We start from the raw sequence: 18,806 nt of genomic DNA, 5'->3' as shown, positions 1-18,806 counted from the left end.
GCGCCTCAGGCCACGTCGCTCAGCACTTGCTCGCGCACCCGGTCACAGCACCGGCTGATGAGCCGCGACACGTGCATCTGCGAGATGCCCAGCTGCTCCGCGATCCGGCTCTGCGTCATGTCGCCGAAGAACCGCATGTACAGAATCGCCCGCTCCCGCTCGGGGAGGGCGGCGAGCTGGGGCGCGACGGCCTCACGGTCGACGACCGTGTCCAGCGCGGGGTCGGCGGAGCCGAGCGCGTCGCTCAGCGAGTACCCGTCGTCGCTGCCGGGCAGCTCCGCGTCGAGGGACAGGGCGGTGAAACTCTCCAGCGCCTCCAGGCCGACCCGGACGTCGGTCTCGCTCATGTCCGCGTGCGCGGCGAGTTCGGCGACGGTCGGCCGGCGGCCCGAGACGGTCTGGAGGTCGTGGACGGCGAACCGTACGCGGTTGCGCAGGTCCTGGACCCGGCGGGGCACGTGCAGCGTCCACATGTGGTCGCGGAAGTGCCGCTTGATCTCGCCGGTGATGGTGGGCACGGCGTAGCTCTCGAAGGCGTTGCCGCGCTCGGGGTCGTATCGGTCGACGGCCTTGACCAGCCCGAGGGCGGCGACCTGCCGCAGGTCCTCGAAGCTCTCGCCGCGGCTGCGGAAACGTCCGGCCAGCCGGTCGGCCATGGGCAGCCAGGCCTCGATGATCCGCTCGCGGACGCTGTCGCGCTGCTGCCCCTCGGGCAGCGTGGCGAGCCTGCGGAAGTCCGCGGCGGTGTCGGGGGCGTCGTCGTGCGGGTGGTGCTTCGCGCTCACTGGAGTGGGCATGTTGCGTCGCAACTCCCTTGGTCGTGCTCTGGGTTGGTAGGTCACCGTGGGAGTGCGGGCGAGCGCCGGAACCGGACACACCCGTGGTGGGACGTCGCCACTCACACGGACGTGCCTCCTGTCCGAAGCACTGCTGGACCGCCTGCCCCCACTTCCGCGCCTCAAACCAGGTCGCAGGTTTTCCACCCCGGCGCGGGGTCACTCGGAGCGGTGCCGCGCAATCCCCTCGGATCCAGGAGGTCCCGCATGAGCACCAAGGTCGCCGACCACGTCCTGCAGCGCCTGCGCGAGTGGGGCGTGGAGCATGTGTTCGGCTATCCGGGTGACGGCATCAACGGCCTCCTGGCCGCCTGGGGCCGGGCCGAGAACGAGCCGCGTTTCATCCAGTCCCGGCACGAGGAGATGTCCGCGTTCCAGGCGGTCGGCTACGCCAAGTTCAGCGGCCGCCTCGGAGTGTGCGCGGCGACCTCGGGACCCGGCGCGATCCACCTGCTCAACGGCCTGTACGACGCCAAGCTCGACCACGTCCCGGTCCTCGCGATCGTCGGCCAGACGCACCGCACCGCGATGGGCGGTTCGTACCAGCAGGAGGTCGACCTGCACACCCTCTTCAAGGACGTCGCCTCGGACTTCGTGGAGACGGTGACGGTCCCCGAGCAGCTGCCGAACGTCCTGGACCGCGCCATCCGCACCGCGTACGCCCGCCGCGCCCCGACGGCGATCATCATCCCCGGCGATGTGCAGGAGCTCGACTACTCGCCGCCCACGCACGAGTTCAAGATGGTGCCGTCCAGCCTGGACCGCAGTTCCTGGACGGCCGTCCCCTCCGACGACTCGGTCAACCGGGCCGCGGAGATCCTCAACACCGGTGACAAGGTGGCGATCCTGGTGGGCCAGGGCGCGTCCGGGGCGCGCGCCGAGGTGGAGCGGATCGCGGAACTGCTGGGCGCGGGCGTGGCCAAGGCGCTGCTCGGCAAGGACGTCCTGAGCGACGAACTGCCCTACGTCACCGGCTCGATCGGCCTGCTGGGCACGCGCCCGTCGTACGAACTCATGCGGGACTGCGACACGTTGCTGACCATTGGCTCCTCCTTCCCCTACACCCAGTTCCTGCCGGACTTCGGCAAGGCGCGGGGGGTGCAGATCGACATCGATCCGCACATGGTCGGGATGCGGTACCCGTACGAGGTGAATCTCGTCGGCGACGCGAAGGCGACGCTGGAGCGGCTGATCCCGCTGATCAGGTCCGAGGAGCGGGGCCGTGAGTGGTTCGAGACGGTGTGCGACAACGTGACGCACTGGCACGAGGTGATGGAGCGCCGCGCCGGGCTGTCCGCCGACCCGATCAACCCGGAGTACGTCACCCGCGCCCTGGACCCGCTGCTCCCGGCCGACGCGATCATCTCCTCCGACTCGGGCTCGGCGGCGAACTGGTACGCCCGCCACCTGACGATGCGCCCCGGCATGCGCGCCTCGCTGTCCGGGACGCTGGCGACGATGGGCTGCGGGGTGCCGTACGCCATCGGCGCCAAGTTCGCCCACCCGAACCGTCCGGCGATCGCGCTGGTCGGGGACGGGGCGATGCAGATGAACGGCCTGGCGGAGCTGATCACGGCCGCGAAGTACAAGGACCTGTGGGAGGACCCCCGCCTGGTCGTGGCCGTGTTCAACAATCACGACCTCAACCAGGTGACCTGGGAGATGCGTGCCATGGAGGGCGCCCCCTCCTTCCTGCCCTCCCAGGAACTCCCCGACGTCCAGTACGCCGCCTTCGCCCGCTCCCTCGGCCTGACCGGCATCCGCGTGGAGAAGCCCGAGGACGTCGAGGCGGGCTGGCGCGCGGGCCTGGAGGCGGACGGCCCCGCGGTGATCGAGTTCGTCACGGACCCGGCCGTACCCCCGATCCCCCCGCACGCCACCTGGGACCAGATGGAGGCGACGGCCGCGTCGATCCTGAAGGGGGACGCGGACCGGGGGTCGATGGTCAGGCAGGGGTTCAAGGCGAAGATGCAGGAGTTCTTGCCGGGGCGGGAGAAGAAGCGGGGCTGAGTGGACCAGGGGCGGGGCACCGTGCGGTGCCCCGCCCCCGGGATGGCGGGCTGTTGGGTCAGGCGGTCGCGGGCAGCGGTGCGGCGGCGGGTGGTGCTGCCAGGCGGCCGGTGCGGTGCAGGCCGTGCAGGGCGGCCGCGCACGCCAGACCGAGCGCGGCGAGCGTGAGCCATGGCAGCGCGGGCATACCGGCCGCGCGGGCCGCGTCGAGTGCGGCGCCGGTACCGAGGTTTCCGACGGTGATGCCGATGCCGCAGATCGTGTTGTAGAGCCCGTAGTGCGTGGCGACGAGTCGGTCTCCGGAGAGGCGGACGATGGTGTCCATCTCGAACGGGTAGGCGATCATCGTGCCCAAGGCGAGCAGCAGCGCGGCGAGCGTCGGCGGCACCGCCGCGAGCAGCCACAGCCCGATCCGGGAGTCCGGTACGGGAACCAATGTCGCCAGCAGCAGGGGAACGAAGGCCGTGCCCATGGCCAGCAGCCCGCGCACGAGCGCCTGCCCGGGCTCATAGCGTGCCTTGCACCAGGCCGTCACCCGTGTCTGACCGAGGATGGTGCTGAGCCCGGAGACGGCGAACAGCACCGCCACGGCCGCCGTGCCGAACTCCCCGTCTCCGCCGAGCCGGCGTACCTCCAGTGGCAGGGCCAGGTAGACCTGGAAGGTCAGGACGTACGACCCGATCATGGCGACGGAGAAGAGGAGGAACGGCCGGTTGGCGAGGATGCCGCGCCACTGGGCGAGCACGCCGGTGCCTTCGCCGCTCTCGCGCTGGGCGTCCTCGGCCCGGCGGGCGGGCAGCGCGCGGATCTGTACGGCGCTCAGCAGCGCGAAGATCCCGGCCGCCACCAGGCAGGTGACGCGGAAGTCCACCCCGGTCAGCACCATGCCCACCAGCGGTCCCAGCAGGATGCCGGCCTGGTAGAAGACGTTGAACAGGGCGAACGCCTCGACCCTGCGTTCCCCGGCGTCGGCCGCGAGGTACGCCCGCACGGCGGGGTTGAACAGCGCTCCGGCCAGCCCGGTGGCGGCCGAGGCGGCCAGCAGTGCGGGCAGCGAGTTCACCAGCCCGAGCGTCGCGAAGCCGAGGGTCCGCAGCACGCACCCGGCGACGATCATCGGCTTGTAGCCGAGCCGGTCGGCCAGTGTCCCGCCGACGAGGAACATGCCCTGCTGGCTGAAGTTCCGTACGCCGAGCACGAGTCCGACGATCCAGCCCGCCAGGCCGAGTGTGCCGGAGAGGTGCGCGGCCAGGTAGGGCATCAGCATGTAGAAGCCGAGGTTGATGGTGAACTGGTTCACCATCAGCAGCTGGACACTGCGTTCGTACGACCGAACTTGGGTGAGCAGCCCCTTCACCGGTCCTCCTCCGCGGAGTCGGGCCCGGCGCTCGGGACGGACCGGGCGACGTCCTCTCCCGTCCCTCGCAGGGTGAGGGGATCGACCACGGTGGTGCACCGGGTCCAGCGGGTGACCTCCTTCTCGTCCAGGCGGCCGACCAGGTCGGGCTCGGGCGCCGGTGGCCCGTCCAGCAGGCCGTGGGCGGCGCAGTAGTCGTCGTCGTAGACCGTCCCCAGGTAGCGCTGCGGGCCGTCGGGGAAGACGGCGACGACGCGTGCGTCCGCCGGCATCGTCCGGGCCAGCCAGCCGGCCACGAGCGCGACCGCGCCCACGCTCCATCCCCCGGTGGCGTAGTGGGAGGCGGCCAGTTGCCGGCACGTCCACACCGCCTCGTGCGGGGCGACCCAGTGCACCTCCGAGAAGTTGTCGTAGGCGACGTTGCGGGGGTGGATGCTGGAGCCGAGTCCCCGCATCAGGCGGGGCCGGGCGGGCTGGCCGAAGATCGTGGAGCCGGTGGTGTCCACGCCGACGACCGTCAACTCGGGGTAGAGCTGGCGCAGGACCCGGGAGACACCGGCCGAGTGGCCTCCGGTGCCGACGCTGCACACCAGTACGTCGATGTGGCCCATCTCGGAGGCGAGTTCAAGGGCCAGCGGCGTGTAGGCGGCGACGTTGTCCGGGTTGCCGTACTGGTCCGGGCACCAGGAGTCGGGGTGCTGCTCCAGCAGTCGCTGTACGCGCTCGCGGCGCGCTTGCTGCCAGCCGCCCGTGGGGTGCGGCTCGGAGACGACGTTGACCTGGGCGCCGTACGCGGTCAGCAGGCGGGTCATGGACAGCTCGAGCCCCGGGTCGGTCACCAGGGTGACGGGGTGGCCGTACACCATTCCGGCCAGGGCCAGCCCCAGGCCCAGGGTGCCGCTGGTGGACTCGATGATCCGTCCGCCGGGCCGCAGGTCGCCGCGGGCGCGGGCCCGCTCCACCATGTGCAGCCCCGGGCGGTCCTTGATGCCGCCGGGGTTGAACCCCTCGAGCTTCGCCCAGAAGCCGCGCCCGGCCGGGGCCAGCGGCTCCGACACCCGCAGCAGGGGGGTGTTGCCCACCAGCCCGGTCAGGGCCGCCTGCCCGCGGGCAGCCGCGGTCTTGCTCAATGACTGCATGTCTGTGTGTTCACTCTCGCTCGATGAATACGACGGGTGCGGGTTCATCTCGCGCCCCACGGCGGCACGGCGGATCACCGATCCGCGTTCGGGCCGTGGGGACGCGGCAGCCGACGAAGCCGGCCGGCTGCGAGGGAGTGGTCTAGATCCGCCACCGAGACGTACGCACGAGCGCCGCGCGGCCGGTGCGCGCGCCGCGACGTCTGCGGACTTCCTGCCCTACGACAGGTCTGAGCGCCGCCACGGACAGGGCGGCGAGGACGACGAGGGCCGTCGCCGCGAGGGGAAGCTCCTCGAGCGACTGGCCCGCCGGACGGAGGATCACGTCCGCCACGCAGTCCTCGACACCGTGGGGAACGTCGGGGCCGTGAGGATCGCCGCCCACCGCGGCGACGGCCGACGAGGCGGCGGGAGGCGTCACCGACGCATGTGCCTCGTCGAGCACACCGTGCATGACGGCGCACAACACGAGTGTCATCACGACCGTGCCGCGAAGCGCCACGACGAGCCGGCGCCACGGAGGCGGGCCGCATGGCGTCCGTGGAGCGCGAGCGGGCGTACGGGAAAGGGTCGGCACAGGTCCTCCGCGCTGCCACCGCTCTCCGACAACGACGGAGGAGAGGCGTGCAGGCATGGGTGGGGTCAGGACGGCATCGACGAACGTGAGCGGCCCATCATGGGCACGGAATCCGGAGTTCGTCGCGCATGATCAGCCGAACCGGTGAAGACCGGCAGGCCGGTTGGAGGACTCTGTGCTTCTAGACCTGCCGCACGACGGAGGCCGCTCTCAGTGCTGCGGGTGACGCCCCGTCAACTGGCTCGCCGGCCGCCGGTATGCGTACGGCGAAGACGTCCCCGGCGCGGCCTGATTCGCGAACCGATGCCGCAAAGCAAGGCGTTGGCGAGGCAGAACTCTGCTGAGGCTGTCCGGATGCGCACTGCTCGCCAGGATGCGACGGTTCGGAACCGCCGTGGCGCTCGCCCGCTGCCGCGGTGAACTGCGGCACGGAGTGGACGGCTGCCTGGCGCGTGTGCTCGACGGGCGTTGCCGCAGCAGCCGTTGCGCTGGTGGAGAGGTGCCCTTTGACGCTCTCCACGTCCGCGCCGTGCGTCACCAGGACACCGAACAGGAGCACGGCCAGGGCCACCAGGCGCACCAACGGACCCGCACCGGGGCGGGATCCATCTGTGCGCGGGGGCGACCAGGCCGTAACCATGCCGTGATCCTAGCGGCCTGTCGGTGGAGATCGACCACCAGTTCTGGAACATCGGGTTAACTCGCCAGGGGTATGGCTGGTTTGCTGCGGCGAGTGTGCTGATACCCGCGTTTCCGGGCCCGTTGCGTGTTCCGCGGTCACCGGTTCGGCGGAGCGTCGAAGTGGGCCGTGGCCAGGACGGAGCCGTCCGCGTCCAGGAGCCGGGCACCTGACACCGTGTCCGGGTCGACTCGCGTGGGGGCGCCCCAGTAGCCGCGGCCGGCGTCGTCCAGGACGAACTCCCCGATGTGGACCGCCGTGCCGTCCGTACGCTCCAGCTGGCAGCTGACCGTTCCGGTCTCCGGGTACCCCTCGTGCGAGCCCGCGGCCTCGGACTCCTCTCCGGCCCGGGAGTCGGAGCCGGACCAGTGGCCGCCGAGGTGGACCGACATGTAGACCCAGCCCGGAGATCCGGTGTAGGCGAAGATCCGGCCTGCGGTGCGGTGGTCGGGTGTCAGCAGAGACGCTGCGAGAAGGCCGCGCTCCGCCGAGCCGAGGGGCTGCGAGCCGGGGGGCTCCGAACTCCGCGACGAGGGAGCCGACGCACCCTGGATGGCCGTACCGACGGCCCAGCCACCGAAGCCGAACCCGAGGGCGATCGCGGCTGCGGCTGCGATCGCCACACCGGCACGTCGTCGCCGCCGTCGTGCCGGTGGGTTCAGGCGCAGCGCGTCCGTCACCCGTGTCTCGAAGCCGACGGGTGGCTCGCTGCCCGGCAGGAGGGAGAGCAGTCCGTCTCCTACGCGCGTCAGCTGCTCGACGTGCTCCCGGCACGTGCGGCAGCGGTCCAGGTGGGCGATGGCCTCGGCTCGCTCCTGACCGGGGAGGACACCCAGTGCCAGTTCGTCGGCGACGGCCTTCAGCCGCTCGCAGTCCCTGTCAGTCATGATCGGCTCGCTCGGGTCCCAGAGCGGTCCGCAGTTTCCCCATCGCCGCCCTGATCCGTGTCTTGGCCGTGCCGAGGGGGATCCCCTCCACCTCGGAGATCTGCCGTGCGGTCATCCCGTAGATCCCGGCCATGACCACGGCACGCGCCTGCTGGGGCGGGAGGCCGGCCACCGCGGCCCGTATCCGGGACGCCGTCTCGTCGGCGAGCGCCCACTGTTCGGGCGTCCGGGTCACGATGCCGAGCAGAGCGTCGAGGTCCGCCGGGGAGACCGGGGTCGCGTTGCGGGCGCGGACGGCGTCGATCGCCAGGTTGTGCGTGATCGTCGCCAGCCAGGTCTTCACCGATCCACGCCGGGAGTCGTAGACCTGCGCGTGACGCCAAGCCCTTTCGAAGGTCTGCTGGGCGATGTCCTCCGCGAGCTGGGGGTCGTCGACGACGGCGACGGCGATGCCGAAGACCATGCGCTGGAACCGGCGCACGAACGCGAGGGTGACCTCCGGGGCGCCGGTCGCCATTCCCGCCAGCAGCGCCTCGTCCGAGAGCCGCCCGAGGGGAAGGCCCGATCGCCGCATACCAGTGGATACGGCGGACCTCGTCGAACGGATTCCCCCCGCTCCACGCGGGATCACGGCCCCATTCTCCCGCTTGGCCCCGCTCGCCGGAAATCCCCTGGCGCGGTCCCTCCGTACCTCTGGTCAGGAACGAATTCTCACGGTCAGAAACGACCTTCTCATGGTCATGAACGATTTCTCATGGTCAGGAAAGATTTCTCACGGAGGGCCGAGACATGACGACGACGCTCATGACGTTCATACGCAGGAACGCCGTCCCCGGACTGGCCGCCGGAGCAGTGGCGGGCATCCTCGTGGCCTGCGGCGGCGGAAACGACGACGGTGCCGGCTCGACACCGTCGGCCCCGGAAAAGAGCGGCGAGCCGGGGACCAGCCAGGTGGACGTCAAGATGACCGACTTCAAGATGCAGCTGTCCCGCACCACGCTCCAGGCGGGTGACTACACCTTCGTCGCCACGAACGACGGAGACCACGACCATGCCCTGGAGATCGAGGGCTCCGGAACGGAGGAGAAGACCCGCACGCTGGAACCCGGGGAATCGGCGAAGCTCACCATCACGCTGAAGGACGGAACCTATGAGGTCTACTGCCCCGTGGACGATCACAAGGGCATGGGCATGAAGACCGAACTCACCGTCGGCGGCACCGCCTCACCGGACGGCGGCACCGACACGAACGACGGTGGTGGCTACTGACCCCGAAACGGCTTCCGGGGGCTCAGCCGGTCCTGACAGGGGTCAGGGCGAATCCGCTGTTGGGCTTGCCCGCGAGGAGGTCGGCCAGACCGCCGCTGAGCGCGTAGCGACCGAGTATGGTCCGGCCCTGTTTCCCTGGCCTGCTACGGGGACTTGCAGGAACGGCCGGCAACGGCCAGGGCTCCGGCGCCCACCGAGATTCCGGCGAGCACGAGGAAGAGTGCCGGGTATCCCCCGAGCACACCTGCGATGGCGGCCCCGGCGAAGGGTGCGAGCGCGCCGGCGACGGTGACGGGGGCGGCGAGGAGGCCGGAGAGGCGGCCGTAGTGGGTGGTGCCCCAGCGGTCGGTGACGGCGGTGGCCTGCAGGAGGGTCAGGTTGCCGCGAACCGTGCCCGCCGTGATGGCCAGCAGGAGAAGCAAGGGATAGGGGCCCGGGACGACGGCGAGGGCCAACGTCGTGGCGCCGCCCGCGGTGATCAGCGCGACCGTGCGGGTGGTGACGCCGGTGTGGCGGGCCAGGCAGGCGTAGAGGGTGCGGCCGAGGGTCTGGCCCGCCCCGCCGAGGCCGAGTGCCCACGCCGCCGCGGTGGTGCTCGCGCCGCGCTCGGTCAGCAGCGGAACCAGGGCGATGACGACGGCGTACATGGCGAAGCCGTTGAGGGTGAGTGCGGAGGCCAGCACGAGGAAGGGGCGGCTGCGGGCTACCGACCCGCTGTCGTCGGGCTGTTGGGCTGACCGGAGAGGTACCGCGGGCCACGGGGCGCGTAGGGCGAGGGCATGAGCGGGAACGGTGACGGCCCCGAGGACCGCCGCGAGGACCGTGTACGTGGCGCGCCAGCTCAAGTGCTCGGCGAGGGTGGCCGTCAGGGGCGCGAAAACGGTGGAAGCCAGGCCGCCGGCGAGTGTGACGATCGTGAGGGCGCGGATACGGTCCTCTCCCCACCAGCGCGTCACGGCGGCGAACGCGGGGTGGTAGAAGGTGGCGGCCATGGCCACGCCGGCCAGCAGCCAAGCGGCCGTGAACGCGGAGAGGCTGGGCGCCCACGCCATGCCCAGTACGGCGCCGGTGCCGAGGAGTGATCCGGTGGTCATGACCGCACGGGGCCCGCGGCGGTCGAGGAGGCGGCCGACGGGTATGCCGGCGAGCGCGGAGACGACAAGGGCGGCGGAGAAGGCGCCGGTGGTGGCGGTGGTGGACCAGCCGGTGTCGGCGGTGATGCGGGGGTTGAGAACGGGGAAGGCGTAGTAGACGATTCCCCAGCTCGTGATCTGCGTCAGACAGAGGGCGAGCAGCGCGGCGCGGGGCCGCGACCGGTCCCCGGTTCCGGTCGCGGCCCCGCGCGCGTCGACGTCGGTCACGACGGTCAGCAGCCCCCGGACGAGGTCGGGGCGCCCACGCCGATCCGGAGGGTGGCCGGGGCCGCGCAGCACCCACCGCCCTCGCCGCTCCGCGCGGTGTCGGGCTCGTCGAACAGGCCGGCACCGCCGCAGACTCCGGTCTCCGGGAGCGTGAGTTCGACGCGTTCCGCCGCCTCGCGGTCTCCGGCGAGTGCCGCGGCGATGGAGCGGACCTGCTCGTAGCCGGTCATCGCGAGGAACGTCGGCGCGCGGCCGTAGCTCTTCATGCCGACCAGGTAGATGCCCTGCTCGGGGTGGGAGAGCTCGTTCACGCCGTGCGGGTAGACGGTGCCGCAGGAGTGCACGTTCGGGTCGATCAGCGGAGCGAGCGCGGTCGGCGCCTGGAGGCGGTCGTCGAGCCCGAGCCGCACTTCGGAGAGGAAGGACAGGTCCGGCCGGAAACCGGTCAGGACGATGACCTCGTCCACGGCGTCCAGGCGCCGTCCGTCCTCGGCGACGAGGATCAGGCGGTCGCCGTCCCGTTCGACGGCCCCGGTGCGGAAGCCGGTCACCGCGGACGCGTGACCGGCATCCACCGCCGCCTTCGCCCGCAGGCCGAGCGCGCCGCGCGCCGGCAGCTGGTCGGCCTCGCCGCCGCCGTAGGTGTTGGCACCGATTGCGCGGCGCAGGATCCACACCGCGTGCGTCCCGTGCTCTTCCTTCGCGAGGTCCGCGAGGTAGGCGAGGGCGGTGAACGCGGAGGCGCCCGAACCGACGACGGCGGTCCGCCTGCCCGCGTAACGGGCGCGTACTGACGGGTCCCTGAGGTCGGGGACGCGGTGGGAGATGCGGTCGGCGGCCGCCCGCTCACCCAGGGCCGGCATGCCGTCGGCGCCCATAGGACTCGCAGTGGACCAGGTGCCGGAGGCGTCGACGACCGCGCGGGCGCTGATCCGTTCCTCGGTCCCGTCCGCGCTGCGGAGATGCAGGGTGAAGGGCTGCTCCTCGCGCCCGGCGTCGACGACACGGTCCCGGCCGGCGCGGGCGACGCCGGTCACCGTGATGCCGTACCGAACCCTGTCACCGAGGACGTCCGCGAGCGGCTGGAGGTACTGCTCGGCCCAGTCACCGCCCGTCGGATACGCGGCACCGTCCGGGCGTACCCAGCCGGTCGGGGCCAGCAGCTTCTCGGCGGCCGGGTCGGTGAGCTCCGCCCACGGGGAGAAGAGCCGCACATGCGACCAGTCCCGGACAGCGGTGCCGGCGGTCGGTCCGGCCTCCAGGACCAGCGGTTCGATGCCGCGGTCGACGAGGTGGGCGGCGGCGGCCAGGCCGATCGGGCCGGCTCCGATGACCGCGACGGGCAGCCGGTCGGTGGTGGACGCGCTGTTCATGGGTACAGCCACGGGAATTCCCCTTTACTTCGACACCCGTCGATCTCTTGCACTGCAAGCCTCCCACTTGATTCGACAAGCGTCAACATAGACATTTATCGAAACAGCCGGGGCCTGGACTGGTTCGACATATGTCAACATAGATGCATGTCGAATACGACGACGGCGCCGCCCACCTCGCTGGAGCCCGAGGCCCCCGACGCCGTGGAGCCGTGCTGCCCACCGTTCACCGAACGAGCACTGACCGCCGAAGAGGCCCGGACGACGGCACGCATGTTCAAGGCGCTCGGCGACCCGGTGCGCCTGCGGCTCTTCTCGGCGGTCGCCTCGCACCCGGGCGGCGAGGCGTGCGTGTGCGACATCTCCGACGTCGGCGTCTCCCAGCCGACGGTTTCCCACCACCTGAAGAAGCTCAAGGAAGCGGGACTGCTCACCTCCGAGCGACGCGGCACCTGGGTGTACTACCGCGTCGAGCCGTCCGTGGTCGCCGCCATGGGACGGATGCTGGGCACTTTCGGCTGACATGGCCGATACGGCAGGGGTCCGGCTGCCCCTGCTCATGAACATCTCGTTGCAGGCCACCCTCATCCGCCTCCGAGGTGCCGATACTGACCGGACGATCGGCAAGCGGGGGCGAGGGTGGACTGGACACTGGCGGGAGGGCTGGCCGCCGCCCTCCTGATCGCGGCCGTGACCGCCCCGGTCGGCGTGTCCGGCGCGGTGTTCCTCCTCCCGGTCCAGTTGAGCGTCTTCGGCGTGCCCAACCCGGCGGTCACCCCGACCAACCTGCTGTTCAACGTCGTCGCCGGACCCGGCGCCCTGTGGCGTTACCGCCATGACGGCGCCCTGCGCGGCGACCTCGCCCGTCGCCTGGTACTGGGCACGCTGCCCGGCGTCGTCCTCGGCGCCGCCATCCGGGTCTTCGCGCTCCCCGGACCGGACGTCTTCCGCATCCTGATCGCCGCCCTGCTGCTGCCGCTCGGCCTGTGGCTGTGCCTGCGCGCCCTCTCCCCGGCCCACCACCGACCGCCGCCGGCAGGCGAGTTGGCCCCGCGGACGCTCACCGGTCTCGCCCTGGCGGTCGGCGTGGTCGGCGGCATCTACGGCATCGGCGGCGGCTCCCTGCTCGGGCCGGTCCTCGTGGGGCGCGGCCTGCCCGTCGCACGCGTCGCACCGGCGGCACTGGCCGCCACGTTCGCCACCTCGTTGGTCGGCGCCGCCGCCTACGCGTTGCTGTCGCTCGTGACCTCCGGAGACATCGCCCCCGACTGGTGGCTCGGGCTCGCCTGCGGCACCGGCGGGCTGATCGGCGGATACCTCGGCGCTCGCCTCCAGCCCCGCCTGCCCGAACGAGTGCTACGGCTGCTGCTCGGCGGCCTCGCCGCGGCCCTCGGCGCGCTGTACGCGGCCCAGACCCTGGACTGAGCCCAGCCCCGGTCGCCGTACCGCCCGCGATGTCCCCGAGACATCCATGTCATCCATGTCATCCGCGGCATCCGTGTCACCCGTGTCACCCGGCGGAGCGCTCGGAGCGGGAACGGGCGGGCATGAAGATCAGCGCGACGAGCGCCAGGCCCACCACCGCGCCGACGATCTGCATGACGACGAACCCGGCGACCGAGCCGGGCGCGATGCCCGCGAAGGTGTCGGTGAACGCGCGGCCGATGGTCACCGCCGGGTTGGCGAAGGAGGTCGACGAGGTGAACCAGTAGGCGGCGCCGATGTAGGAGGCGACGGCCACCGGCGCGAAGCGCAGATTGTCCGCGCGGGCCAGGCCGAAGATCAGCAGGATCAGGCCCGCCGTGGCCACCACCTCGCCCAGCAGCAGGTGCCCGGCGGAGCGGTCATGGGTGGACCATTCGACCAGCGGCTCGCCGAACATCGCGTCCGCCAGGACGGCACCGGCGATCGCCCCGACGACCTGCGCGGGGACGTAGACGGCCACCTCGCGCGGTGTGACTCCGGGCCCGCCGCGGCGGGCCGTCCACCACTCGGCCAGCGTGACGACCGGGTTGAAGTGCGCGCCGGAGACCGGGCCGAGCAGCAGGATCAGGATGCCGAGGCCGAAGACGGTGGCCGTGGAGTTGGCCAGCAGCTGGACGCCGAGGTCCTTGGTCAGTTGCGTGGCCTGGATACCGGAGCCGACCACGACCGCCACCAGCAGCGCCGTGCCTATGAGTTCGGCGGAAGCCCGCGCGACCAGGGGCGCGCGCGGCGGGGTGGCCCCCGGCGCGGGCGCGGTGGGCTCAGGCACGGGCGCGGTGGACTCGGGCACAGGCGTGGCTGGCGCGGACTCCGCGGTCGGTGCGGCTTCGGCGGCGGTCATGGGCAGGCCCTCTTGTTCCCGGCGGCGGTCCGAGCGGACTCGGCCAGGTCGGCGAACTGGCCGGCGAGCGAGGCGATGACATCGGGCTTCAGCCGGTAGTAGGTGAACCGGCCGCACGGCTCCGTCTCGACGACCCCGGCCTCGCGCAGCACTCTCAGATGGTTGGAGAGGTTGGTCTGCCGGGCACCGGTCTCCTCCACGAGGTGGGTGGTGCACAGCGTCTCTTTGGCGAGCAGGGTCACGATCCGGAGCCTGAGCGGGTCGGCCAGCACCCGGATCAGATCAGTGTCGACTGACGTCATCATGGGCTGATACTGTCACATCAGTGGTGACTGACACCACCGAGTGATGATGTCATTCGCGCCTGATGCCGTCGTGAGACAAGAGAGAGCCTCGATGTCCGACAAGCCCTCCGTGCTGTTCGTCTGCGTCCACAACGCCGGCCGTTCCCAGATGGCCGCGGCGTGGCTGACCCATCTGGCCGGGGACCGCGTCGAGGTCCGCTCCGCCGGCTCCAACCCGGGCGCGGGGGTCAACCCGGCCGCCGTCGAGGCCATGGCCGAGGTCGGCATCGACATCTCCGCCGAGGTCCCGAAGATGCTCACCGTGGACGCGGTGAAGGAGTCGGACGTCTGCATCACGATGGGCTGCGGCGACACCTGCCCGGTCTTCCCCGGCAAGCGGTACCTGGACTGGCAGTTGGAGGACCCGGCCGGTCAGGGCGTGGAGGCCGTTCGTCCGATCCGGGACGAGATCAAGGTGCTGGTCGAGGGCCTGATCGAGGAGATCGCGCCGACGCCCCGGGCGTAGGCCTTGAAGCTGCCTCCTAGATGAGGTCGACCAATAGGGGGCATGCCGCATGCTCCGCCCTGCGGCTGGCCCCACCCGCGAATCGGCGGTCAGCCCGAGTGACCTCGGCGGGGCGCCTGCCTAGCGTTGTGGCGTATGTCCACCCCCTTCATCACCTCCACGCTGGGCAGACGCGCAGGCGTGGCGGCCCTGTTGGCGGCCCTCGTCGTGCCCGTCGCTCCGGCTGCCGCACAGTCGCCCGCTGCCCGGCAGCACTCCGTCTGCCAACCGCACGGCGATCTGCGTCAGGCGCTGCGCACGCTCACCGATCGTGACGGGATCACCGGTGCCGCGGTCCTGGTCACCGACGCCAACGCGGGCGGATCCTGCGGGAGTTGGACCGAGACCGCCGGGACGGCCGACCTGAGCACGGGCCGCCCCATGAACGCGACCGACCGGTTGCGCGCGGGCAGCGTCACGAAGACGTTCACCGCGGCCGTAGTGCTCCAACTCGCCGCCGAGCACCGGATCGAGCTCGACGCTCCCGTCGACCGCTACCTGCCCGGTCTGATCCGGCGCAACGGCTACGACGGCCGCCGTATCACCGTACGGCAACTGTTGCGGCACACCAGCGGGTTGCCCGACTACCTCGACGCCCCCGAGTGGCAGCGCCCCGAGCGCGTCCGGTACCGCCACTTCGAGCCGCGCGCACTCGTCGCCCGCGCCCTCGACCTGCCGCGCCCGAGCGGTGCCTGGCACTACGCCACCACCAACTACCTCCTCGCGGGCCTGATCATCCGCGAGGTCACCGGCCACTCCCCGGAGGCGGAGATCACCCGCCGCGTGATCCGGCCCCTCGGGCTGCGCGACACGTACTGGCCCGGGGACGACGTCCGCATCCGCGGACCGCACTCGCGCAGTTACTTCACCGCGGAGGACGGCCGCCTCGCCGACGGCACCGCCTGGAACACGACCTTCGGCGGGGTCGGCGGCGCGCTGGTCTCCACGCCCGCCGACCTGACCCGGTTCATCACCGCACTGCTCGGCGGCCGGCTGCTGGTGCCCGCGGAGCAACTGGCCGACATGCGGCGGACGGTGGCCGCCGACCCCGACCGACTCTGGCCCGGCGCCCGCTACGGGCTCGGCCTGATCGCCTCCCCGCTGCGCTGCGGCGGCCGGTGGTGGGGTCATGCGGGGACCGTGCCGGGAGGACACCGGGCGCTGACCGCCGTGGGCCCGGGCGGGCGGAGCGTCGCCGTCGCGCTCAACGAGGTACCGGCCACGTCGCAGGCCGAGGAGGACTTCCTCGACGTGGTCCAGACCGCCCTCTGCGAAGACCCACCTCCAGGAAGTAAAGCGACAAACCGACAGAAGGGAAACAATCAGTGATCCGCTTAGCCCGCTCGTGGCAGGACGCTTCGGGAAGGGCGAGAAAGGCCGCCCTCTCCCTGGTCGCCACTGCTCTCGCCCTCACGGCGCTGCCCGCCACGGCCCTCCCGGCCCAGGCGGTATCCGACCCCCTCGCCCGCTACCACCACCAGCGCCTCGACTGGAAGAGCTGCGTGCTCGGCCCGAACGACGCGACCGGGAAAGAGCTTGAGCAGGCGGGCGCCCAATGCGCCGACGTGACCGTGCCGTTGGACTACAGCGCCCCCGACGGACGTACGATCACCGTCGCGATCTCCCGGATCCGCGCCACCGACACCGCCCACCGCGTCGGCCCGCTCCTGCTCAACGGCGGTGGCCCCGGCGGGCAGACGCTCGGTGACCCGCCATGGGTCCACAAGGCGATGAAGGACGTCGCCGCACGCTACGACGTGGTGGGCGTGGATCCCCGCTTCGTCGGCCGAAGCACCCCGCTGGACTGCCACTGGCCGACCGGTTCCGCGATCCGGAGCGCGGGCGCGGACCGCGCCGGGTTCGACCGCATCGCGGCCTTCTCCCAGGACCTCGCCCAGCGCTGCCGGCGACACGCCGGTGACGTGCTGCCGTACGTCACCACCCGGAACACCGCGCGCGACCTGGACGTCATCCGCGCCGCGCTCGGTGAGCGGCGGATCTCCTACCTGGGGTACTCGTACGGCAGTTACCTGGGCGAGGTGTACGCCACGATGTTCCCCGGCCGCACCGACCGGGTCGTCCTGGACGGTGTCATCGACCCGGACCGGTACAACCCCCGGCTGCTGCGGGGCAGCGAGAAGGCCAACCGCCACGCACTGGAGGGCTGGGCCTCCTGGGCCGCCGCCCGTGACGCGACCTACGGCCTGGGGCGCACCCGTGGGGCGGTGCTGGCGACCGTGGACCGCGTCCAGGCCGCCGCCGCCCGCACACCACTGCGGCTCGGCGACCACCGGGTGGACGAGCACGTCGTGCCCCTCACCGTGTTCAGCGGCCTCTCCCAGCACAACGACGCCGCATACGGGGACTTCGCGCAGGGGGTCCAGGACCTGCTGCGCGCGGCGGACGGGCAGCACGTCACCCCCTCCCCCTGGCTCGCCGAGTTCCTCGAGTTCGAGCTGACCGGTACCGACTCCCACTACGGCAGCGTCCAGACCGCGATCCTGTGCGGCGACGTCGCCGCCCCGAGAGATCCTGAGGTCTACTGGCGCGATGTCCAACGGGCACGGGCGCGGGACGCGTTGTTCGGCCCCGTCACGAACAATCTGGGTCCCTGCGCCTTCTGGGACTCGCCTCGCGAGCGCCCGACCGCCATCAGGGACGATCACCCGGCCCTGCTCGTCAACGCCACCGGAGACCCGCGCACCACCTACGAGGGAGCGACGGCGGCCCGCCGGATGTGGCCCTCCTCCCGCCTGGTCACCCTGCGCGGAGCCGATCAGCACGCCGTGTACGGCGTCTACGGTTCCCCGTGCGCCGACGCCGCGGTCAACAAGTACCTCGCCACCGGCCGCCTCCCGGCCAGGGACATCACCTGCGAGGCGCCCCCGGCGAACGCCCGTCCGCACGTGCGCTGACCGACGACCGACGCCACGACCGATCCGCTGCACCACCACCTTGGCCTGCGCGGCATCGCCGCGCAGGCCGCGAGTGGTGTCGCCACATCGCGGCCGCCTGGCCGGAACCCACCCCCCATTCAGGCACCGAACAGGCGCGCGCCGGTCAGTAAACGGGCATCGGTCTCCCGCGTCACCGCTCCCCTCACCACGTCACCAGGCGCCTGCGCACGGCGGCAAACGGGCACATTCGGTCATGAACTGCTCGGCGACGAACCTGGTCACCCCCGGCGATCCCCTTGTAGAAATTTGGCCACCGAAGCCGAATGGGACGGGCTCCGGGAAACAGCCGGCGCGGAAACAGCGCGTCCGGCGTGAAACGGAGGTGTCGCCGTGGACGCCGAGGAACGAAGACGCGGGATCCTCGAAAGGGCACGCTCTTCCGGCTCCGTGGACGTCGGAACGCTGGCCGCCGACCTCGGGGTCTCCAAGGAGACCGTGAGGCGGGACCTGAATCTGCTGGAGGGGCACGGGCTGGTCCGGCGTACCCATGGCGGTGCCCACCCCGTGGAGAGCCGGAGTTTCGAGACCACGCTCGCCTTCCGCACCACCATGCAGGTCCCCGAGAAGTCCCGGATCGCGGTCGCCGCGGCCGACCTGCTCGGGGACGCGGAGTCCGTCTTCATCGACGAGGGCTACACCCCTCAGCTCATCGCCGCCGCACTCCCCCGTGACCGCCGACTGACCGTGGTCACCTCCTCGTTGGCCACCGCGAGTGCCCTGGCGTCCGCCCAGAACTTCACCGTCCTGCTGCTCGGCGGCCGGGTGCGCGGTGGGACGCTGGCCACGGTCGACCACTGGGCTACGCGGATGCTGTCCGGCCTCGTCATCGACCTGGCGTACGTCGGCGCGAACGGCATCTCCCGCGAGTTCGGACTCACCACCCCCGATCCCGCGGTCAGCGAGGTCAAGTCCCAGGTCCTGAAGACCGCCAGGCGCCGGGTCTTCTCCGGCGTCCACACGAAGTTCGGCGCCGTGAGCTTCTGCCGCTTCGCGGACGTCACGCAGTTCGAGGCGATCGTCACCGACGCCGGGCTGCCCGCCTCCGAGGCACACCGCTACTCACTGCTGGGGCCCGAGGTCATCCGGGTCTGAGCCGCGGTTCCTCCTCGCACCCCATCGCCGCCCCCGCACATCCGGGGGCCTGGTTCCGCACACCCGCGAGACATCCCCCTCGAATCACATCCCC

The 18,806-nt window shown here is 71.6% G+C and carries 18 protein-coding genes; 8 read left to right on the top strand and 10 right to left on the bottom strand.

What is annotated here, in order from left to right; all coding sequences use genetic code 11:
* Positions 1–5: 5 nt before the first annotated feature.
* Entirely contained in the window at positions 6–797 is a 792-nt protein-coding gene (locus ACIRD7_RS03455) for an RNA polymerase sigma factor SigF (protein ID WP_403449130.1), read from the bottom strand.
* A gap of 246 nt (positions 798–1,043) precedes the next feature.
* Here ACIRD7_RS03455 and ACIRD7_RS03450 point away from each other — a divergent pair, with 246 nt between their 5' ends.
* Positions 1,044–2,846, top strand: coding sequence for a thiamine pyrophosphate-requiring protein (locus tag ACIRD7_RS03450; RefSeq protein ID WP_403449129.1), 1,803 nt, complete (start codon positions 1,044–1,046; stop codon positions 2,844–2,846).
* Between the two features lie 58 nt (positions 2,847–2,904).
* Here the strand turns inward: ACIRD7_RS03450 and ACIRD7_RS03445 are convergent, their stop codons facing one another.
* From ACIRD7_RS03445 to ACIRD7_RS03425, 5 genes are all read right to left on the bottom strand, one after another.
* Entirely contained in the window at positions 2,905–4,203 is a 1,299-nt protein-coding gene (locus tag ACIRD7_RS03445; RefSeq protein WP_403449127.1) for an MFS transporter, read from the bottom strand.
* Positions 4,200–5,342 carry a PLP-dependent cysteine synthase family protein gene (locus tag ACIRD7_RS03440; protein ID WP_403449124.1) on the bottom strand — a complete coding sequence of 381 codons (1,143 nt, stop codon included), beginning with the start codon at positions 5,340–5,342 and terminating at the stop codon, positions 4,200–4,202. The genes ACIRD7_RS03445 and ACIRD7_RS03440 overlap by 4 nt, the downstream gene beginning before the upstream one ends.
* 142 nt (positions 5,343–5,484) lie before the next feature.
* The gene (locus ACIRD7_RS03435) at positions 5,485–5,820 is read right to left on the bottom strand and encodes a hypothetical protein (RefSeq protein ID WP_403449122.1); all 336 of its coding nucleotides are present in this window, start codon (positions 5,818–5,820) and stop codon (positions 5,485–5,487) included.
* Positions 5,821–6,696: 876 nt separating this feature from the next.
* Positions 6,697–7,485 carry a hypothetical protein gene (locus ACIRD7_RS03430; RefSeq protein ID WP_403449120.1) on the bottom strand — a complete coding sequence of 263 codons (789 nt, stop codon included), beginning with the start codon at positions 7,483–7,485 and terminating at the stop codon, positions 6,697–6,699.
* On the bottom strand, positions 7,478–8,059 hold the full coding sequence (locus ACIRD7_RS03425; RefSeq protein WP_403449117.1) for an RNA polymerase sigma factor: 582 nt from the start codon (positions 8,057–8,059) through the stop codon (positions 7,478–7,480). The genes ACIRD7_RS03430 and ACIRD7_RS03425 overlap by 8 nt, the downstream gene beginning before the upstream one ends.
* A 215-nt stretch (positions 8,060–8,274) precedes the next feature.
* Here ACIRD7_RS03425 and ACIRD7_RS03420 point away from each other — a divergent pair, with 215 nt between their 5' ends.
* Entirely contained in the window at positions 8,275–8,754 is a 480-nt protein-coding gene (locus ACIRD7_RS03420) for a cupredoxin domain-containing protein (protein WP_403449115.1), read from the top strand.
* 143 nt (positions 8,755–8,897) lie between these two features.
* Here the strand turns inward: ACIRD7_RS03420 and ACIRD7_RS03415 are convergent, their stop codons facing one another.
* Together ACIRD7_RS03415 and ACIRD7_RS03410 are read right to left on the bottom strand one after the other, a co-directional pair.
* Positions 8,898–10,115, bottom strand: a complete 1,218-nt coding sequence (locus ACIRD7_RS03415) for an MFS transporter (RefSeq protein WP_403449112.1) — start codon at positions 10,113–10,115, stop codon at positions 8,898–8,900.
* Positions 10,116–10,120: 5 nt separating this feature from the next.
* Positions 10,121–11,488, bottom strand: coding sequence for an NAD(P)-binding domain-containing protein (locus ACIRD7_RS03410; RefSeq protein WP_403451634.1), 1,368 nt, complete (start codon positions 11,486–11,488; stop codon positions 10,121–10,123).
* Positions 11,489–11,635: 147 nt separating this feature from the next.
* On the opposite strand from ACIRD7_RS03410, the gene ACIRD7_RS03405 reads away from it, so the two are divergent.
* Together ACIRD7_RS03405 and ACIRD7_RS03400 are read left to right on the top strand one after the other, a co-directional pair.
* Positions 11,636–12,010 (top strand): ArsR/SmtB family transcription factor, encoded by a 375-nt coding sequence (locus tag ACIRD7_RS03405; RefSeq protein ID WP_403449109.1) that lies wholly within the window; start codon positions 11,636–11,638, stop codon positions 12,008–12,010.
* Between the two features lie 117 nt (positions 12,011–12,127).
* Complete coding sequence (locus ACIRD7_RS03400) at positions 12,128–12,913, top strand: sulfite exporter TauE/SafE family protein (protein WP_403449106.1); 786 nt, start codon at positions 12,128–12,130, stop codon at positions 12,911–12,913.
* A gap of 85 nt (positions 12,914–12,998) precedes the next feature.
* On the opposite strand, the gene ACIRD7_RS03395 is transcribed toward ACIRD7_RS03400, so the two are convergent.
* Both ACIRD7_RS03395 and ACIRD7_RS03390 read right to left on the bottom strand, forming a co-directional pair.
* On the bottom strand, positions 12,999–13,814 hold the full coding sequence (locus ACIRD7_RS03395) for an aquaporin (protein WP_403449104.1): 816 nt from the start codon (positions 13,812–13,814) through the stop codon (positions 12,999–13,001).
* The gene (locus tag ACIRD7_RS03390; RefSeq protein WP_403449102.1) at positions 13,811–14,119 is read right to left on the bottom strand and encodes an ArsR/SmtB family transcription factor; all 309 of its coding nucleotides are present in this window, start codon (positions 14,117–14,119) and stop codon (positions 13,811–13,813) included. Before ACIRD7_RS03390 ends, ACIRD7_RS03395 begins: the two co-directional genes overlap by 4 nt.
* 91 nt (positions 14,120–14,210) lie before the next feature.
* On the opposite strand from ACIRD7_RS03390, the gene ACIRD7_RS03385 reads away from it, so the two are divergent.
* The 4 genes from ACIRD7_RS03385 to ACIRD7_RS03370 all read left to right on the top strand — a co-directional run bounded on the left by ACIRD7_RS03385 (position 14,211) and on the right by ACIRD7_RS03370 (position 18,712).
* Positions 14,211–14,624 (top strand): arsenate reductase ArsC, encoded by a 414-nt coding sequence (locus ACIRD7_RS03385; protein ID WP_403449099.1) that lies wholly within the window; start codon positions 14,211–14,213, stop codon positions 14,622–14,624.
* A 135-nt stretch (positions 14,625–14,759) separates the two neighbouring features.
* Complete coding sequence (locus tag ACIRD7_RS03380) at positions 14,760–15,992, top strand: serine hydrolase domain-containing protein (RefSeq protein ID WP_403449096.1); 1,233 nt, start codon at positions 14,760–14,762, stop codon at positions 15,990–15,992.
* Positions 15,989–17,578 (top strand): alpha/beta hydrolase, encoded by a 1,590-nt coding sequence (locus tag ACIRD7_RS03375; protein ID WP_403449093.1) that lies wholly within the window; start codon positions 15,989–15,991, stop codon positions 17,576–17,578. Before ACIRD7_RS03380 ends, ACIRD7_RS03375 begins: the two co-directional genes overlap by 4 nt.
* A 372-nt stretch (positions 17,579–17,950) precedes the next feature.
* Entirely contained in the window at positions 17,951–18,712 is a 762-nt protein-coding gene (locus ACIRD7_RS03370; RefSeq protein ID WP_403449090.1) for a DeoR/GlpR family DNA-binding transcription regulator, read from the top strand.
* Positions 18,713–18,806 lie beyond the last annotated feature (94 nt).

It is taken from the genome of Streptomyces sp. NPDC093568, assembly GCF_044764945.1.
Taxonomy (GTDB): domain Bacteria; phylum Actinomycetota; class Actinomycetes; order Streptomycetales; family Streptomycetaceae; genus Streptomyces.
The sequence above is the reverse complement of the archived record's forward strand: the minus strand, read 5'-3'. Positions and strand labels throughout refer to the sequence as shown.

Bases quoted from the DNA above. Each gene is read 5' to 3' on its own strand.
- ACIRD7_RS03395 (WP_403449104.1), bottom strand. From the start codon at position 13,814: ATGACCGCCGCCGAAGCCGCACCGACCGCGGAGTCCGCGCCAGCCACG.
- ACIRD7_RS03440 (WP_403449124.1), bottom strand. From the start codon at position 5,342: ATGCAGTCATTGAGCAAGACCGCGGCTGCCCGCGGGCAGGCGGCCCTG.
- ACIRD7_RS03405 (WP_403449109.1), top strand. From the start codon at position 11,636: ATGTCGAATACGACGACGGCGCCGCCCACCTCGCTGGAGCCCGAGGCC.
- ACIRD7_RS03430 (WP_403449120.1), bottom strand. From the start codon at position 7,485: ATGACTGACAGGGACTGCGAGCGGCTGAAGGCCGTCGCCGACGAACTG.
- ACIRD7_RS03435 (WP_403449122.1), bottom strand. From the start codon at position 5,820: ATGACACTCGTGTTGTGCGCCGTCATGCACGGTGTGCTCGACGAGGCA.
- ACIRD7_RS03420 (WP_403449115.1), top strand. From the start codon at position 8,275: ATGACGACGACGCTCATGACGTTCATACGCAGGAACGCCGTCCCCGGA.
- ACIRD7_RS03455 (WP_403449130.1), bottom strand. From the start codon at position 797: ATGCCCACTCCAGTGAGCGCGAAGCACCACCCGCACGACGACGCCCCC.
- ACIRD7_RS03385 (WP_403449099.1), top strand. From the start codon at position 14,211: ATGTCCGACAAGCCCTCCGTGCTGTTCGTCTGCGTCCACAACGCCGGC.
- ACIRD7_RS03450 (WP_403449129.1), top strand. From the start codon at position 1,044: ATGAGCACCAAGGTCGCCGACCACGTCCTGCAGCGCCTGCGCGAGTGG.
- ACIRD7_RS03410 (WP_403451634.1), bottom strand. From the start codon at position 11,488: ATGAACAGCGCGTCCACCACCGACCGGCTGCCCGTCGCGGTCATCGGA.
- ACIRD7_RS03390 (WP_403449102.1), bottom strand. From the start codon at position 14,119: ATGATGACGTCAGTCGACACTGATCTGATCCGGGTGCTGGCCGACCCG.
- ACIRD7_RS03380 (WP_403449096.1), top strand. From the start codon at position 14,760: ATGTCCACCCCCTTCATCACCTCCACGCTGGGCAGACGCGCAGGCGTG.
- ACIRD7_RS03425 (WP_403449117.1), bottom strand. From the start codon at position 8,059: ATGCGGCGATCGGGCCTTCCCCTCGGGCGGCTCTCGGACGAGGCGCTG.